This window comes from Pseudomonas sp. FG43 (assembly GCF_057809175.1).
This window is the reverse complement of record NZ_JBMDJL010000014.1, coordinates 96,031-111,170: the sequence shown is the minus strand read 5'-3', so window position 1 is coordinate 111,170 and position 15,140 is coordinate 96,031. Positions and strand designations below refer to the sequence as shown.

Sequence of the window (15,140 nt, the reverse complement as noted above, 5' to 3'; positions counted from 1 at the left end):
ATCCCCCTGTGCTCCCCGATGCTCAAAGCACCCGAGAAGAGGAAACCATTCAGCGTAATACGCTGCTCTCCGTCCTGCACCTGGCTCGCCTTCCGGGCTATGACAAGCCCGATGAATCCCCCAGGGGCGGCCTGCCTCGGCGAGGCCGCATTTATGTGTTCTGGCGCAACGTTTTATGGCGAGAGCTGGAAACCGATGGCCAGGGCCAGTTGTTCGAGGTGGATGTCGCTCACTGGCGCAGTGTCGCGCAACAACTCGGCAATGCCGACCAGCGTGACCCGGTGGCCGTCCAGCAGCAGGTGATTCTGCTGCCAATGTTGCTGCAGGGTCGCTTTGTCGCCGATCAGTTGCGCATGGCTTACAGCGAACTGCCCTGGAGCTGGGAGCACATCGAATGGCTTGAAAGCGATGCCAACCGGATCAAGGTTCGCTGTCAGCATATTGCGCGGATCTGGGACACCGCTGTAGTGGGTTCGGAGCACTGGAAAACCACACAGGACAACCCGAGCCTACCGGTCAGCCGTATCCGCAAAGGCTTGCGAGCCAGGGATTTCAATATTGAAAGCGCCCTGCAGGACCCTCTGGATTTCACCCCGGAGTTTGCGACGTTCAGCGATGAGACATTGCTCAAACGTTTGCAGAGCCGCCAGGAGCAATTGGCACAACACCTCAAACAGCAACCGCCTGCGCCACTGCCCGACGTGGAAGCGGGCGTCGATCTGCTGGACAGCTACCAGTTGCGTGACAACACCCATCTGGTCGCCCTCATTCTTGAAGACCCGCTGTTTACCATTCGCCACGCGACCGCCCAGATACGCGACTGCGTTTCCTATCTGCAAACCTTGAACGCCCTGATTGCCTTCCAGCCACACGGCCGTTATGCGCAGGTGCTGTATAGCGCTGTGGGTGGAAATTACGCTTACCTGAAAGGCCGGATTGACCTGCCGAGGTTTTATGAAACGGTGTTCGAGCAGGAGCGCAAGTTCGGACGCAAATCGCTGGCCGCACATCTTGCGCGACTGGTCGACGTGCTCGACAAAAAACTGCCCGCCGTCCTGATGGACTGGACCCATCGCCACGACGAAGCGTTGCTGGAACCTTACAGCCTGATGGCAAATGCTCTGGGCGCGCTTGAGTACACGCCTGCTCAGGCGGATGCCTTGCTGACCGGCATGGACGTTACAGAGCTGGAAACCTCCATCAGAACCCTGGTCAAGAACATCCTGCAGGCCGAGCACCCACTGGGCGCCATGCTGCTGGCCACAGACGCCGGGCAACCTCCCGAACTGCTCAAGCGCCTGATTGCCCTGCGCGACCTTGATCAACCAGCCGAGCCACAAGCCATGGGCCTGAGCACCCTGATGCTCAGCGCCTCCTTTGTCGACAAGGTGGATTGGCCCGGCCTGGGCAAGACCTTCGCGTACTTCATGGGCGATCTGCTGGATATTTTCGGTGCCAGCGTCGTGGCGCAACTCAGTCGGCTGTCCAACAGCAGTCTCAAGATCAAACTCGACCGGCTCTTCATGCCGACCTTTAACACCCTCTCGGCTCTCTCGAAAAAGATGGCTGAAATCCGCCTGATGCCCATGGGCGAAGCACTGGCCGGAAACTATGTGGTCATCGGCGTTCAGGGCGCAGGTTTGCGCAGAGGCCTGACCGACAGCGAACGCAGCGAACTGACCCGCAAGAACTACCGCTACGCCAGCCTTCACAGCCAGTCCGGCGAAACCCTGGGCAGCACCAGCGCCAAAGGCCAAGGCAAGAACGCCCCGATGCTGCGCAATGTCATGGTGCTTGCCATCCCTCAGGGCCACCCCGAACTGGCGCACTACAGCAACTTCCGGGTGAATTTTGGGGCGCTGACGCAGGGGTTGGAGAAGACCAGGGTGGTGCCTACGTTGATGCTGGGGTTTGCGGTTTTTAACTTGGTGGTGCAGTTGGATGTATATAAGGATTTTAAGGCTGAGGGAGAAGGGTTTCGTGCCCTGATTGGTGTCGGTAGCGCACTCGTTGATCTGGCAGTGGCTCTCGGCAACCATAGTAAACTTCTTTTTGGTGCAACCACCGCAAACTACCTGTCCAAGCCTCGTATCAACGTATCGAAAATATCTCCCCGCTGGGCAAAAAATCTAGAAAAACAGACAGGTAGCCCTAAACTACCTCTGCTGCGTGCTCTAGGCGGCGGAGCCACACTATTTAGCGCAGCAATAAGCGCTTTGGACAGCCATCGAAACTATCAGGAAGGCAATTACGAACTATCAGCAAGCTATGCAGTAATTACAGCGGGAAATTTAATATGGCTAGCCTATACCATAGGACTTACCATCAACCCCTTTGCGCTTTTGATCGGGGCAGCACTGGTGATTGGCGGAGCAGTGCTTGCCAATATATTTGATGACGATGCAATCGAACTTGCCGTGCGTTATGGCCCCCTCGGCACAGACTCTGCCGCTGAAGATTCGCCTGAAGACTTTCTACATTTAAAAGATCCGTTCATTGCCTATCAGCAATTAACGGGGCTTCTGTGCAAACCCGAGATCAATGCAATGCGACTCGCCGACTGGCGCAGAAAAGCCCCAGCACATCATCTTGAGGCACTGTTAAACGCCGACCAGCAACGCAAGCGCCCGACAAACACATATTGGCAAACCATCGCGCCCGACGCCAAGGCACTGGACGAGCAGGATTGGGTGGTGACTTTAAGCACCCCTCTGCTGGGGATGCTCAGCAATAACGCTCAACACTTTCAACTACAGGCACATGAATTTCAATCAAGCATGGAAACCGGCATGGCCTTCGCTGGCCAGCACTATCACTGGCAAAGGGCGGGTAACCCAAAACTGGCGGCGGTGCCACTGGATGCGACCACCGTTCTGTATGTATTGCCCTCTTTCATTGAAACCACCTTTCCCATCAGCCGCACCGTCAGAACCGAAGGGCTGAGAATCAGTACCCAGATCGAATTGCATGCAGAACCGGGCAGCCCGCCTTTGCTACTTCCGCAACCCCACCCCAAAAAGTGGACGCCTTTTACGCCTGCCCACCGCCGAGCACCCAATGGCAACCCGGAGAGCAACCCTCCTCTGTATTGGCAGATCGAAACCATCGAGAACCGTATATGAACGCAAATATTGATACTACCTACGCCAATAGCGCCTACCGCAGCGACAGCCAGGAACTGCTGCCGCCGCCAAGATGGTACGTCCATCTCAACCGCAATGGCCTGTTCAACACGCATCTTGCCTTTGGTCATTACGCCGGGCTGGATTCAGCTACGGAAATCACTCTGCAACTGGAGTGCGAAGAACATCTGATTTATCAGAAGCAGGAAGAGGGTGCTGAAAAACAGGAAGTGTACTGTGATGCAAAACGCTGGCGATTTCAGAACTCCAGCAAGATTCCACACATATTATTTACGTCTAAACTAATGAGTTTTTTCTTTATATGGGTTTCTTGGGGAATGGGGTTTTTCTATTTCCTCCTGGAGGAACTTGACTACCAGAAATACTCAACCGAAACCGCATTTCTGATAACACTGTTCTCTACAGCTTTAATGATTATTTCTCTTGCTACGCACATGTCAGGACAAAAACGGGTCCATTACATTCAAATTGCTGGCCTCCTCATCTGCGCAACCCTTCTCCTCTGTTTAAAAGGCTCGATCTGGGGCAGTAGCGAAATGCACATCGCCTTTTGGGGAGGCACCCTCCTCTACTTCATGGGCGCCATCGGTTTCGATTGCCTGCTCTGGCTACACAGCAAGGTCAGCCGCCATGACGGCAGCGAGTTCAACCGCGTAGACGGCATGGTGCGTTTCAAGCGGCGCTTTCGGCGTTTGTTTGTCGCGCCTTTCGAGGAGTTCGACCCGGTGCTGACATTACTGCCCAGCGGCTACGGCTCTCATGACTACACGATCACGCTGTATCACCGCTACACCAACAAGAAGATATCTCTGGCAACCAAGATGCATTCACTGGGGCTGGATCAGGCGAATACCCTGGCCTTCTGGGATTGCCTGCAACGCTATATGGACGTCACCCAACCTCTGCCCGACCTTCCGGTGCTGGAACAAAGCCGCCATCTGGACCCCGTCACCGCCGCCCACGATACCAGCACCGGCCGCAACCCACGTCGCTGGCGCGATCAAGCAATAACAGGCTGGAAAACTTCGGGAGAAAAGAAACTCAACGAGCAATTGCAACGCTATCCCTGGCAGCAACAACCCTGCGTGATCAAGTCGCGCCTGAGCGAAGAGCTCACCATCGAAGCCTGGTATCGCGCTCAGGAAGCCAAGGGCATTCAGGCAACACCCAAGGCTGAAGATTTTGCACGACGCGCTGATTACGACGAGTCACAAATATGAACGCCTACGCCAATAGCGCTTACCGCAGCGACAGCCAGGAACCACTGCCGCCACCAGGATCGTATGCCCATCTCAACCGCAATGGCCTGTTCGATACGCATCTTGCGTTTGGTCATTACGCCGAGCTGGACTCGGCTACGGAGATCACTCTGCAGTTGGAGTGCGAAGAGCATCGGATCTATCAGACGCAAGAAGATGCGGGCAAAAAACAGGAGGTGTATTGCGATGCAAAGCGCTGGCGCTTTCAGAACTCCAGCAAGATTCCGTATCTTCTATTTACTTTTAAAATAATGAGCTTTTTTCTTATATGGGTCCCATGGAGTACATGGATTTTTCTTCCAATAAAACTCGAGCTTGGCTACAAAACCGTCGGCACCGAGCTCGCAGTACTAATAGCTTTTTTAGCGGTCACCTTAGCTATTACATCTCTTATTCTATTCATGACAGAAAAAAAAGCGGTTCATTACATTCAAATTACCGGTTTTTTTATCTGCGCAGCCATCGTCCTCTGGCTAAAAGGAACGCTCTGGGGCAGTAGCGAAATGCACATCGCCTTTTGGGGAGGCACCCTCCTTTACTTCATGGGTGCCATCGGCTTCGATTGCCTGCTCTGGCTACACAGTATGGTCAGCCGCCATGACGGCAGCGAGTTCAACCGCGTAGACGGCATGGTGCGTTTCAAGCGGCGTTTTCGGCGTTTGTTTGTCGCGCCTTTCGAGGAGTTCGACCCAGTGCTGACATTACTGCCCAGCGGCTACGGCTCTCATGACTACACGATCACGCTGTATCACCGCTACACCAATAAAAAGATCTATCTGGCGACCAAGATGCATTCACTGGGACTGGATAAGGCCAACACTCTGGCCTTCTGGGATTGCCTGCAACGCTATATGGACGTCACCCAACCTCTGCCCGACCTTCCGGTACTGGAACAAAGCCGCCATCTGGACCCCGTCACCGCCGCCCACGATGCCAGCACCGGCCGCAACTCACGTCGCTGGCGCGATCAAGCAATAACAGGCTGGAAAACTTCGGGAGAAAAGAAACTCAACGAGCAATTGCAACGCTATCCCTGGCAGCAACAGCCCTGCGTGATCAAAGCCCGCCTGAGTGAAGAGCTCACCATCGAAGCCTGGTACCGCGCTCAGGAAGCCAAGGGCATTCAGGCAACGCCCAAGGCCGAGGACTTTGTGTCGCCGCCTGACTTTGAGAACGGCTAAGTGAAGGCCAGAATCATCTGGCCAGTTCGGTATGCCCCTGAGCCATGGCCACCACCACCTTGCGCTTGCCGGTAAACGGTGAGCGCGCATGGGCCGAGAGCATGTTGTCCAGCATCAGGACGTCGTTTTCCAGCCAGGGGAAGCTGACGGTGCACTCATCGAGCACGCCACGGACTTCGTCCAGCAGGCTTTCTTCGATGGGTGAGCCGTCGCCGTAGTAAACGTTGCGCGGCAGGTCTTCTTCGTCCACCACATCGAGCAGGGTTTCACGCACTTCCGGCTGCAGGTTGGAGATGTGGAACAGATGCGCCTGGTTGAACCAGACCATGTCCTGAGTTACCGGATGACGCGCCACTGCCTGGCAGATCTGCCGGGTGCGCAGTTCGCCGTCGTCTTTCCACTCGCATTGAATGTTGTGGGCGCGGCAGTAGGCTTCGACAACACTTTCGTCTTCGGTGTTGAACACCTGACTCCAGTCCACATCAAGGCCATTGCCGAAATTGCGCACGTACATGAGTTTCTTTTCGACGAAGCGATCACGAATGCGCGCAGGAATCCGGCGATAGATTTCACGGCTGTCGGCAATCGGGGTTTCACCGCCGGTTTCGGCAGCGATCATGCTGTAGAACCAGATACGCATCGGCCATTCCAGGGTGTAAGCCTGCTCGTTGTGCAAGGGGATGCTCTGGTGGGCCGGGTATTCGGTGGAGGTGTAGACTCCTTTGGTCACGTTGCTGCGCGGCGTTGAACCGAACTCATAGTTGAGCAGCGGGTCGCCAAACCCGGCGGCAAATTCACGAAAGGCTTCCGCACCGCCGACATTGAAGCCGCGGAACAGGATCCCGCCGCTGCGGTAAAGATGTTCGGCAACCAGTGGTTTGAACTCGCCCAGAGCTTCCATCAAGTCCAGGCCCGGCTCGGGCGCCTCCACCAGCATGGGCAAGGTACCGGCCCCGGCCCGTAATGGCCGGATATTCAAACTCAACGCATGACTCATGATGACTCTCCCTTGATGGCAAAGCGTGCGAGCCCCAACGGCCTGACGCAACACCGACGTCCTGATTTAACGTACCCGGCTACCTGAAAATTAGGCCTTTCCCGCAGAAAGACAGCTCACATCCGCCTTTTGAAACATTTACTTTCATTTGGACGAAAGAAATAATTACATCATTTGCATTCTCATTCGTCTTTATTAGATGCAGCGGCAGCATCGGCCAAAAGCCATGACCGTATTTTTACAAAAGGAGTCTGTGCCCTTCAAAAAATGGCCGCTCTGACACCGTGAATCGAGACCGTTCCCCCATGTCAAAGAAGTCCCGCTCAAAAATCTGGTTTCTCGTCCATAGCTGGCTGGCGCTGCCGATCTGGTTCTTTGTGCTGATCGTGTGCGTCACCGGCACGCTGGCGGTGGTCAGCAAGGAAATCATGTGGCTGGCCAACCCGGAAATGCGTGCCGTCAAGCCATCGGATGATGCGCCACGGCTCAGCTTCGAGCAGATCAGGGCCACCATAGAGCGTAACGAACCGAACCTGATCATCGGCACGATGATGCAGCCGGACGGTGAATATTTCGCCCTGAGCGTCAATGTCACCTACCCCGACGGGCGTTCGGTACCTGCCTATGTGAACCCTTACACCGGCCTTATCCAGGGCGTCACGCCGGCCTTCGACTTCCGCCGATTCACCCGCGCCCTGCATGGCTGGTGGCTGGTGCCTTTCACCAACGGCTATTCCTGGGGCTGGTATCTGGTGTCGATACTGGGCCTGCCGATGCTGGTGTCGCTGATCACCGGGCTGGTGGTCTACAAGAAGTTCTGGAAAGGCTTCCTGAAACCCACGTTGCGCTTCAACCATGGCGCGCGAATCTTCTGGGGCGACTTTCATCGTCTGAGCGGCATCTGGTCGATCTGGTTCATTGCCGTCATTTCGATCACCGGCACCTGGTTTCTGATCCAGGCGCTGCTCTGGGATAACCAGATCAGCATCTCCAGCAAGTCCCAGACGGCGTCCATCATTCCCCATAGCAGCGTGCCCCTCACCGCTGACGGCAGCCCTGCGCCGACCATCAGCCTGGACAAGGCCATCGAAATTGCCAAGCAACGGATTCCCGGCCTGGAAGCCAGCTTCATCAGCCCGCCCAGCAATGCATACGCCAATATGGAGGTCGGTGGCCGCAGCTGGTATCCGCTGATGTACCAGACCGCCGAAATCAACCCGTACAGCGGTGAAATCGCCACCTCGCACCTGTTGTCGGACCGCAACAATCTGGAGTTCGTCACCGAGTCCATGCGCCCACTGCATACCGGCGACTTCGGCGGCATCTGGATCAAGCTGATCTGGGCCTTCTTTGGCCTGCTGCTGAGCATGATGGTCCTCAGCGGCCTGCTGATCTGGAGTAAACGCACGGCACTGGCCACCCTCAATGCCCTGAAACGCGATGCCAAGGCCGAACAGGCCACCGTCAGGAAACAACAAACAGCACGACCGTCGCTGGCCACCGAAATTCCGGAGAACAACCTGTGAGCAAGGCCGCAACTGCACAACCTGTTTCGACCCTGAGCCGCGTCTGGCACAAATGGCGTTTCCATATCAATATCTTGCTGGTGCTGATTCCCTTGGGTTTCATGCCCAAGTACTTCGCCGATGACGCCCTGCTCCGGGGCGACAAGGGGCTCGGGCAGCGGGATCTGGGCACCATCCAGGTCGGGCCATGGAGCATGAAACTGGCCGAAGAACGCAATGAAGCGCCGATCTTTTCCGGCGCCTCGGGCTACATGAAAAACTTCAATGCCTCGCTGTGCGAAAGCTGCGCCGATCAGGTCAAGGCAACTTACCTGCGCATCGGTAAACCCCGCAGCCTGCGGACTGCCGGGGTGATCTTCTTCGGCGTGGCCTATCGCATGACTGCGTTCATGCAGATCCCGGAAAACACCGATCCCGATCAGGACCTGTGGATCACCATGGAAGGCTGGGACGGCTCCGTGCATCAAGCCTCCATTCCTCTGCAACAGGCCTCACCTACGACCGTAGCCTGGCTGAAAAAACAAGGAGCCAAAAAATGATCGTACGCTTCCCGCTACGCCAGTTGGGTGTCAGCGCCCTCTTCCTGCTGAGCGTCGGCTTTGCCGGCAATGCCCTGGCCCACAACCCGATGTGCGAGTGCAAACAGATCGACGCCGAGCAGATCCGCTGCACCGGCGGTTTTTCCGATGGCAGCGGCGCGCCGGGGGTGACGCTGGACGTCATCGGCTATGACGAAACCATTCTGGTGCCCGGCAAGCTGGGCGCGGATTCAACCCTGACCTTCAAGCGCCCTTCCGCCGAGTTCTATGTGCTGTTCGATGCAGGCCCCGGCCATGTCGTGGAAATCGACCAAGCCGATATCGAGGCCCCATGAGTACGCCAACCCGACAGATCGTTCGCCCGGCTGGAGCCGGTCATGAAACCCTTTACGTGCTGCTGTTGTGCCTGCTGATTCTGGGTGTCGCCGCAACTGTAGTAGGCCTGCGTGGCGAGAAGCATGAGGCGGACACTGTTGCCAGCCATCAACTGGATGCACGTCGCGACCTGAGTGCCGCCGAGCAAGGCATCTACGCTGACCTGCGCGTGACACTGGACGAAGTACGCCTGCTGACGCAGGAACAGCAGGAACCGGTCACTCCACAGCAACTGGCCGAGGAAGGCTTTGCGCCCTTTGCTCAGGACGCCAGCTCTGTCAGCCGGGGCAATCATGCCTGGCAAATGGTCGAACACTCCTATCTGGGCCTGAGCCCTACACCGACAGTCGCCGGCTCCTTCCTGCTGCGCATCGAGGCCGACGACAAGGCCGAAGCCGACATCTGGATCAACCGCAAAGGCTCGCTGGCTGCACCGACCGATCTTGGCGACCAGGCTCTGATCAGCGCTGGCTGGCAGCAGGTCGTCGCGCAATTCGATGCCGGGGTTACCCGCCAGCATCGACACTGAACCCACGCATTCACTGAAAAGAAGACTGTTTACCCATGCCTATTTCATTGAAACGCCGTCCATTGCTGCGCGTCGTACTGGTTGGCCTGTTCGCAACCCTGCTCGCACCACTGGTCAGCGCCGACCCGGCCAAGCGCCTGCGGATCGGCATCACACTGCATCCTTACTACAGCTATGTCAGCAATATCGTCGGCGACAAGGCCGAGGTGGTTCCGCTGATTCCCGCCGGTTTCAACCCGCACGCCTATGAACCCCGCGCTGAAGACATCAAGCGTATCGGCTCGCTGGACGTTGTCGTGCTCAATGGCGTGGGCCATGACGACTTTGCCGACCGCATGATCGCCGCCAGTGAAAAACCGGATATCGCCACCATCGAAGCCAACGCTGATGTGCCGCTGCTGGCAGCCACCGGGATCGCGGCTCGTGGCGCGGGCAAAGTGGTCAACCCGCATACCTTCCTGTCGATCAGCGCCTCTATCGCACAGGTCAACAACATTGCCCGCGAACTGGGCAAACTTGACCCCGACAACGCCAAGACCTACACCGCCAATGCCCGCGCCTATGGCAAACGCCTGCGGCAGATGCGCGCCGACGCTCTGGCCAAACTCACCAAGGCCCCCAATGCCGACCTGCGAGTCGCCACGGTGCATGCGGCCTACGACTACCTGCTGCGTGAATTCGGCCTGGAAGTCACAGCCGTGGTCGAACCGGCTCACGGTATCGAGCCGAGCCCGAGCCAGTTGAAGAAGACCATCGACCAGTTGCGCGAACTGGACGTGAAAGTGATCTTCTCGGAGATGGACTTCCCGTCCACTTACGTCGAAACCATCCAGCGTGAATCCGGCGTCAAGCTCTACCCGCTGTCGCACATTTCCTATGGCGAATACAGCGCCGACAAGTACGAGAAGGAAATGAAAGGCAATCTGGATACCGTGGTCCGGGCCATTCAGGAGGCTGGCGCATGACCGCTGCCGAACCGATTTCCCTCGCCAGCCGCGGGCCTGGCGTCACCTTCGCCGATGTCAGCCTGACTCTGGGACGCACCACCATTCTGGACCGCATCAACTTCAATGTGCGGGCCGGCAGCGTGCATGCGCTGGTCGGGCCGAACGGCGGCGGCAAAAGCTCGCTGATCAAGACCCTGCTCGGGCAGATGCCCCATCAGGGCCAGCTCAGCCTGCAATGGCCCGGCTCACCCGGCCTGATCGGCTATGTACCTCAGGCGCTGGAGTTCGACCGCGGCCTGCCCATGACAGTCGATGACTTCATGGCTGCCATGTGCCAGCGGCGTCCGGCATTTATCGGCTTGTCCCGCCACTACGCGAAAGCCATCGGCGAAGCTCTGGAGCGAGTCGGCATGCAGGACAAACGCAAGCGCCGCATGGGCGCCCTGTCCGGTGGCGAGCGCCAGCGCGTGCTGCTGGCCCAGGGTTTGATTCCGGCCCCGCAACTGCTGGTGCTCGATGAGCCGATGTCGGCCCTTGATGAAGCCGGTATCCAGGTATTCGAGCGCCTGCTCGGCGACTGGCGTCAGGCAGGCATTACGGTGCTGTGGATCGAGCATGATCTGGAGGCCGTCAAACGACTGGCCGATAACGTCACCGGCCTCAATCGCCGCGTCCTTTTCGATGAACCGGCGCACACCGCCCTGACACCCGAGCGGCTGCTGACGCTGTTCTCCGCCCATCCGCGTGCAGCGGACGCCCAAGGGAGTGCCGCGTGATGGATTACGAAAGCTTTCGCCTGTTCATTCAAAACCTGGCTTCGTCCGGCTACCTGCCAGAAGCACTGGCCTACGGTTTCGTGGTCAACGCCCTGCTCGCCGGCCTGCTGATCGGCCCGGTGCTGGGCGGCCTGGGCACGCTGGTGGTGGTCAAGCGTTTCGCGTTCTTCTCGGAAGCCGTGGGCCATGCGGCCCTGACCGGGGTGGCCATCGGCATTCTGCTGGGCGAACCCTACACCGGCCCTTATGGCAGCCTTTTCGGCTACTGCCTGCTGTTCGGTATCGTGCTCAACTACCTGCGCAACCGCACCGGTCTGGCACCGGACACCTTGATCGGCGTATTCCTTTCGGTGTCCCTGGCATTGGGCGCCAGCCTGTTGCTGGTGCTGGCGGGCAAGATCAACGTGCATATTCTGGAAAACGTCCTGTTCGGCTCGGTGCTGACCGTCAACGGCAGTGACCTGCTGGTGCTGCTGATTGTCGGCTCGCTGGTCATGGGCCTGAGCCTGCCGCTGTACAACCGCATCATGCTGGCCAGCTTCAACCCGCAACTGGCGGCTGTGCGAGGCGTTGCGGTCAAGACGCTGGATTACCTGTTCGTGATTCTGGTGACGCTGATTACCGTGGCTGCCGTGAAAGTCATCGGCGCCATTCTGGTGGGTGCCCTGCTGGTGATACCGGCTGCCGCTGCACGCTTGCTGAGCCAGTCACTCAAAGGCTTCTTCTGGATTTCGGTCGCCATTGCCACCGTCAGTACCTTGTGCGGCATCCTGCTGCCTATCGTCTTCGACCTGCCCGTGCCTTCAGGCGCGGCGATCATTCTGGTGGCGGGCGTCGGCTTCGCCTTGGCCGCCATCGCCCGCGGCACGGTCCCCAGCCTCAAAGGGAATATCGGATAAATGCCTACTCTGCGCACATTGACCCTCGCCCTGGCTCTCAGCGGCCTGTTCAGCAATAGCCTGTACGCGGCCGAAAGCAAAAGCGCCAGCCCGGAACCGGTCCGGGTTCTGGCCAGCCTGCCCATCACCTACGGCCTGGGGCAGATTCTGCTCAAGGACAGCGGCGTGGTGCTGGAACGCGCGGCAGCCGCCAACCTGCCCGGCTCACGCCAGACTGCCTACTTCACCGGGCGCGGTGCCGAAGCGCTGCGTAAACTCAGCGTGGAAGCCGATGCGGTGATCGGGCTGCGTTCGATCTGGGCCGATGACCCGCTTTACCCCAATGCCCGACGCAGCAATATCCGCATCGTCGAAATCGATGCCGCCCGCCCCGTGGATGGCAGCCTGCCGGGCATCGCCTTGCAACCCGGCCAGAACGTCGATGGCTTGAACAGTCAGCCCTGGCTGGCCAGCAATAACATGGGCCGCATGGCCGATGTGATGGCAGCGGATCTGGTACGTCTGGCTCCGGCCGCCAAACCGAAAATCGAAGCCAATCTGGCGGCCCTCAAGCAGCAGTTGCTCAAGCTCAGCGCAGCCAGTGAAGCCCGTCTGGCCAGTGCGGATAACCTGAGCGTGGTCAGCCTGTCCGACCGTTTCGGCTACCTGATCAGCGGCCTCAATCTGGAGCTGATCGACACCCAGGCGCTCACCGACGAACAGTGGACACCCGAGGCCCTGCAAAAGCTGACGGCTACGCTCAAGGATAATGATGTGGCGTTGGTGCTGGACCATCGCCAGCCACCGGAGCCCGTGAAAGCGGCCGTCACTGCGGCAGGCAGTAAACTGCTGGTGCTGGGAGTCGATGGAGAAGACCCGGTAGCCGAACTGCAGGGCAATATCGAGCAGGTTATTGCGGAGTTGGCAGGCAAGAAATAAACGCCCATAGAGGTCTGTGTGGGAGCGGATTTATCCGCGAAAGAGGTATGAAGTGCTGACGATGAAGATGCAGTGAGTGTGCCGGCCTCTTCCCGAATAAATTCGGTCCTACGGATTTGTGGGCAGCATAGAAACAAAAACGCCCCGACATTGATCGGGGCGTTTGTTTTAGGGCGCTACGCAATCAGTGTGCAGTAGCAGCCTGTGCTTCCATCTTCTGGCGCAGGCTCAGTGGACGCATGTCGGTCCACACTTCTTCGATGTAGGCCAGGCATTCCTTCTTGAAACCGCTCTTGCCCACGGTGCGCCAGCCGTTGGGGATTGCCTTGTAATCCGGCCAGATGGAATATTGCTCTTCGTGGTTGACCACGACCTGAAAGACGATGTCGTCGCGGTCGAAAACTGAAGTCATTGCTGCTCTCCATGGTTATTCAGTGCCGATGCGCCAATTCACAGCGGCTATGTAAAGTGAACGTATCGCTACGTCGAAAAATTAAAGACTGGCCACCGCCGCCGAAAGCGCCCGGCCGAATATACCGGCCACTTCGTCGATCTGCTCGGTCGTAATCACCAGCGGCGGCAGGAAGCGCACGACGCTGCCATGGCGACCGCCCAGTTCCAGAATCAGCCCACGCTTGAGGCATTCACGCTGTACCAGCGGTGCCAGGCGGGCAAATACCGGTGGATGCCCAAGTGCATCGGGTGCGCCGTTCGGGTCCACCAACTCGACACCGAGCATCAGCCCGCGACCGCGAATATCCCCCAGTTGCGGGAAGTCGCGTTGCAGGTCGCGCAGGTGCCGGGTCAAACGTGCGCCCACAGTGTTCACGTGTTCACAGACGTTGTGTTCCTTCAGATAACGCATCACCGCCGAACCAGCGGCCATAGCCATCTGATTACCCCGGAATGTACCGGCGTGAGCGCCCGGCTGCCAGGCATCCAGCCATTGGCGATAAACCACCACCGCCAGCGGCAGGCTGCCGCCGATGGCTTTGGACAGCACCACCACATCCGGGATGATCCCGGCATGCTCGAAGGCAAACATCTTGCCGGTGCGGGCGAAACCGCTCTGGATTTCATCGACGATCAGGGCAATGCCAGCCTTCTCGGTGATGCGGCGCAGGCCGCGCAACCAGTCCAGATCCGCCGGAATCACACCGCCCTCGCCCTGCACCACCTCGACAATCACCGCAGCCGGTAGCTGCACCCCGGCTTCGGGATCGTTGAGCAGGTTTTCCAGGTAATGCAGGTTGGCCTTGACCCCTTGCGCGCCACCCAGACCGAACGGGCAACGGTAATCGTAAGGGTATGGCATGAACTGCACGCCGGAGCTCAGCAAGGCACCCAAGGGTTTTTTCGGTCCCAGGCTGCCCATCAGGCTCAAGGCTCCCTGACTCATGCCGTGATAACCGCCCTGGAACGACAACACCGTGCTGCGCCCGGTTGCGGTACGCACCAGTTTCAGGGCGGCTTCCACAGCATCGGTGCCGGTAGGGCCGCAGAACTGGATTTTCGCTTCCTGCGCCAGTTCCTGCGGCAGAAGACCGAACAGGTCCTGGACGAACTGGTCCTTGACCGGCGTGGTGAGGTCCAGGGTATGCAACGGCAATTCGTCGCTGATGACTTGCTGGATAGCCTCGATCACGACCTGATGGTTATGACCCAAAGCCAGGGTGCCAGCACCCGCCAGGCAATCGATGAAGCGACGCCCTTCGACGTCCTCGACATGAATACCCTTGGCGCGTTTGAGTGCCAGGGGAATACGTCGCGGATAGCTGCGAGCGTTGGACTCCTGGCGGTTCTGGCGGGCCAACAATGGCGATTCGTCGAACTGGTAAAGCTTCTCGGCAGGCTGCGGGGCGACCGGTGCCGGCTGATCTTCAATAAACCTGGTAGCGACTGACATCTGTGCAACCCTCAATACGCTGTCGATAAGCGAAATCCGTAAGTGGCCTGATACACACGTGCATCAGGCATTTATTCCTTCATTGAAAACGCGCCAGAGGCCTGCGGATTTACACCCCGTAACAGCTTTTTTATCCGCAGAGCCT

General features: G+C 58.2%; 14 protein-coding genes. 11 read left to right on the top strand and 3 right to left on the bottom strand.

Annotated features, from left to right (window positions below; all coding sequences use genetic code 11):
• Nucleotides 1-8 precede the first annotated feature (8 nt).
• From ACODS3_RS17320 to ACODS3_RS17310, 3 genes are read left to right on the top strand one after another with little or no spacing between them, the layout of a single operon-like run.
• Nucleotides 9-3,122, top strand: a complete 3,114-nt coding sequence (locus ACODS3_RS17320; protein WP_489035431.1) for a hypothetical protein — start codon at nt 9-11, stop codon at nt 3,120-3,122.
• Entirely contained in the window at nt 3,119-4,363 is a 1,245-nt protein-coding gene (locus ACODS3_RS17315) for a hypothetical protein (RefSeq protein ID WP_489035429.1), read from the top strand. The genes ACODS3_RS17320 and ACODS3_RS17315 overlap by 4 nt, the downstream gene beginning before the upstream one ends.
• Nucleotides 4,360-5,583: a hypothetical protein gene (locus ACODS3_RS17310; RefSeq protein WP_489035427.1), complete on the top strand. Its 1,224-nt coding sequence runs from the start codon at nt 4,360-4,362 to the stop codon at nt 5,581-5,583. Before ACODS3_RS17315 ends, ACODS3_RS17310 begins: the two co-directional genes overlap by 4 nt.
• A 13-nt stretch (nt 5,584-5,596) precedes the next feature.
• Here the strand turns inward: ACODS3_RS17310 and ACODS3_RS17305 are convergent, their stop codons facing one another.
• The gene (locus tag ACODS3_RS17305) at nt 5,597-6,580 is read right to left on the bottom strand and encodes a TauD/TfdA family dioxygenase (RefSeq protein ID WP_304574247.1); all 984 of its coding nucleotides are present in this window, start codon (nt 6,578-6,580) and stop codon (nt 5,597-5,599) included.
• 305 nt (nt 6,581-6,885) lie between these two features.
• Here ACODS3_RS17305 and ACODS3_RS17300 point away from each other — a divergent pair, with 305 nt between their 5' ends.
• The 8 genes from ACODS3_RS17300 to ACODS3_RS17265 are packed head-to-tail and all read left to right on the top strand — an operon-like array spanning nt 6,886 to nt 13,089.
• Nucleotides 6,886-8,106 (top strand): PepSY-associated TM helix domain-containing protein, encoded by a 1,221-nt coding sequence (locus ACODS3_RS17300; RefSeq protein WP_201018589.1) that lies wholly within the window; start codon nt 6,886-6,888, stop codon nt 8,104-8,106.
• Nucleotides 8,103-8,645 carry a thiamine pyrophosphate-binding protein gene (locus ACODS3_RS17295; protein WP_489035424.1) on the top strand — a complete coding sequence of 181 codons (543 nt, stop codon included), beginning with the start codon at nt 8,103-8,105 and terminating at the stop codon, nt 8,643-8,645. Before ACODS3_RS17300 ends, ACODS3_RS17295 begins: the two co-directional genes overlap by 4 nt.
• Nucleotides 8,642-8,980 (top strand): hypothetical protein, encoded by a 339-nt coding sequence (locus tag ACODS3_RS17290; protein WP_025260692.1) that lies wholly within the window; start codon nt 8,642-8,644, stop codon nt 8,978-8,980. Before ACODS3_RS17295 ends, ACODS3_RS17290 begins: the two co-directional genes overlap by 4 nt.
• Complete coding sequence (locus ACODS3_RS17285) at nt 8,977-9,549, top strand: DUF6162 family protein (protein WP_025260693.1); 573 nt, start codon at nt 8,977-8,979, stop codon at nt 9,547-9,549. The genes ACODS3_RS17290 and ACODS3_RS17285 overlap by 4 nt, the downstream gene beginning before the upstream one ends.
• A 35-nt stretch (nt 9,550-9,584) precedes the next feature.
• The gene (locus ACODS3_RS17280; protein ID WP_201018587.1) at nt 9,585-10,514 is read left to right on the top strand and encodes a metal ABC transporter substrate-binding protein; all 930 of its coding nucleotides are present in this window, start codon (nt 9,585-9,587) and stop codon (nt 10,512-10,514) included.
• The gene (locus ACODS3_RS17275) at nt 10,511-11,272 is read left to right on the top strand and encodes a metal ABC transporter ATP-binding protein (RefSeq protein ID WP_489035421.1); all 762 of its coding nucleotides are present in this window, start codon (nt 10,511-10,513) and stop codon (nt 11,270-11,272) included. The genes ACODS3_RS17280 and ACODS3_RS17275 overlap by 4 nt, the downstream gene beginning before the upstream one ends.
• Nucleotides 11,272-12,171 carry a metal ABC transporter permease gene (locus ACODS3_RS17270; RefSeq protein WP_201002881.1) on the top strand — a complete coding sequence of 300 codons (900 nt, stop codon included), beginning with the start codon at nt 11,272-11,274 and terminating at the stop codon, nt 12,169-12,171. Before ACODS3_RS17275 ends, ACODS3_RS17270 begins: the two co-directional genes overlap by 1 nt.
• Entirely contained in the window at nt 12,172-13,089 is a 918-nt protein-coding gene (locus tag ACODS3_RS17265) for a metal ABC transporter substrate-binding protein (protein ID WP_201018585.1), read from the top strand. It begins immediately after the preceding gene.
• A gap of 184 nt (nt 13,090-13,273) precedes the next feature.
• Here ACODS3_RS17265 and ACODS3_RS17260 read toward each other — a convergent pair whose 3' ends face one another.
• Both ACODS3_RS17260 and ACODS3_RS17255 read right to left on the bottom strand, forming a co-directional pair.
• Nucleotides 13,274-13,501 carry an MbtH family protein gene (locus ACODS3_RS17260; RefSeq protein ID WP_025260698.1) on the bottom strand — a complete coding sequence of 76 codons (228 nt, stop codon included), beginning with the start codon at nt 13,499-13,501 and terminating at the stop codon, nt 13,274-13,276.
• Between the two features lie 81 nt (nt 13,502-13,582).
• A complete protein-coding gene (locus tag ACODS3_RS17255) occupies nt 13,583-14,995 on the bottom strand; it encodes an aspartate aminotransferase family protein (RefSeq protein ID WP_489035418.1) in 1,413 nt (470 codons plus the stop codon).
• Between the last annotated feature and the right edge of the window lie 145 nt (nt 14,996-15,140).

What these genes read in the sequence shown, in the direction of transcription:
- ACODS3_RS17265 (WP_201018585.1), top strand. Translation starts at nt 12,172, where the DNA reads ATGCCTACTCTGCGCACATTGACCCTCGCCCTGGCTCTCAGCGGCCTG.
- ACODS3_RS17270 (WP_201002881.1), top strand. Translation starts at nt 11,272, where the DNA reads ATGGATTACGAAAGCTTTCGCCTGTTCATTCAAAACCTGGCTTCGTCC.
- ACODS3_RS17305 (WP_304574247.1), bottom strand. Translation starts at nt 6,580, where the DNA reads ATGAGTCATGCGTTGAGTTTGAATATCCGGCCATTACGGGCCGGGGCC.
- ACODS3_RS17315 (WP_489035429.1), top strand. Translation starts at nt 3,119, where the DNA reads ATGAACGCAAATATTGATACTACCTACGCCAATAGCGCCTACCGCAGC.
- ACODS3_RS17300 (WP_201018589.1), top strand. Translation starts at nt 6,886, where the DNA reads ATGTCAAAGAAGTCCCGCTCAAAAATCTGGTTTCTCGTCCATAGCTGG.
- ACODS3_RS17275 (WP_489035421.1), top strand. Translation starts at nt 10,511, where the DNA reads ATGACCGCTGCCGAACCGATTTCCCTCGCCAGCCGCGGGCCTGGCGTC.
- ACODS3_RS17260 (WP_025260698.1), bottom strand. Translation starts at nt 13,501, where the DNA reads ATGACTTCAGTTTTCGACCGCGACGACATCGTCTTTCAGGTCGTGGTC.
- ACODS3_RS17290 (WP_025260692.1), top strand. Translation starts at nt 8,642, where the DNA reads ATGATCGTACGCTTCCCGCTACGCCAGTTGGGTGTCAGCGCCCTCTTC.
- ACODS3_RS17310 (WP_489035427.1), top strand. Translation starts at nt 4,360, where the DNA reads ATGAACGCCTACGCCAATAGCGCTTACCGCAGCGACAGCCAGGAACCA.
- ACODS3_RS17285 (WP_025260693.1), top strand. Translation starts at nt 8,977, where the DNA reads ATGAGTACGCCAACCCGACAGATCGTTCGCCCGGCTGGAGCCGGTCAT.
- ACODS3_RS17255 (WP_489035418.1), bottom strand. Translation starts at nt 14,995, where the DNA reads ATGTCAGTCGCTACCAGGTTTATTGAAGATCAGCCGGCACCGGTCGCC.
- ACODS3_RS17280 (WP_201018587.1), top strand. Translation starts at nt 9,585, where the DNA reads ATGCCTATTTCATTGAAACGCCGTCCATTGCTGCGCGTCGTACTGGTT.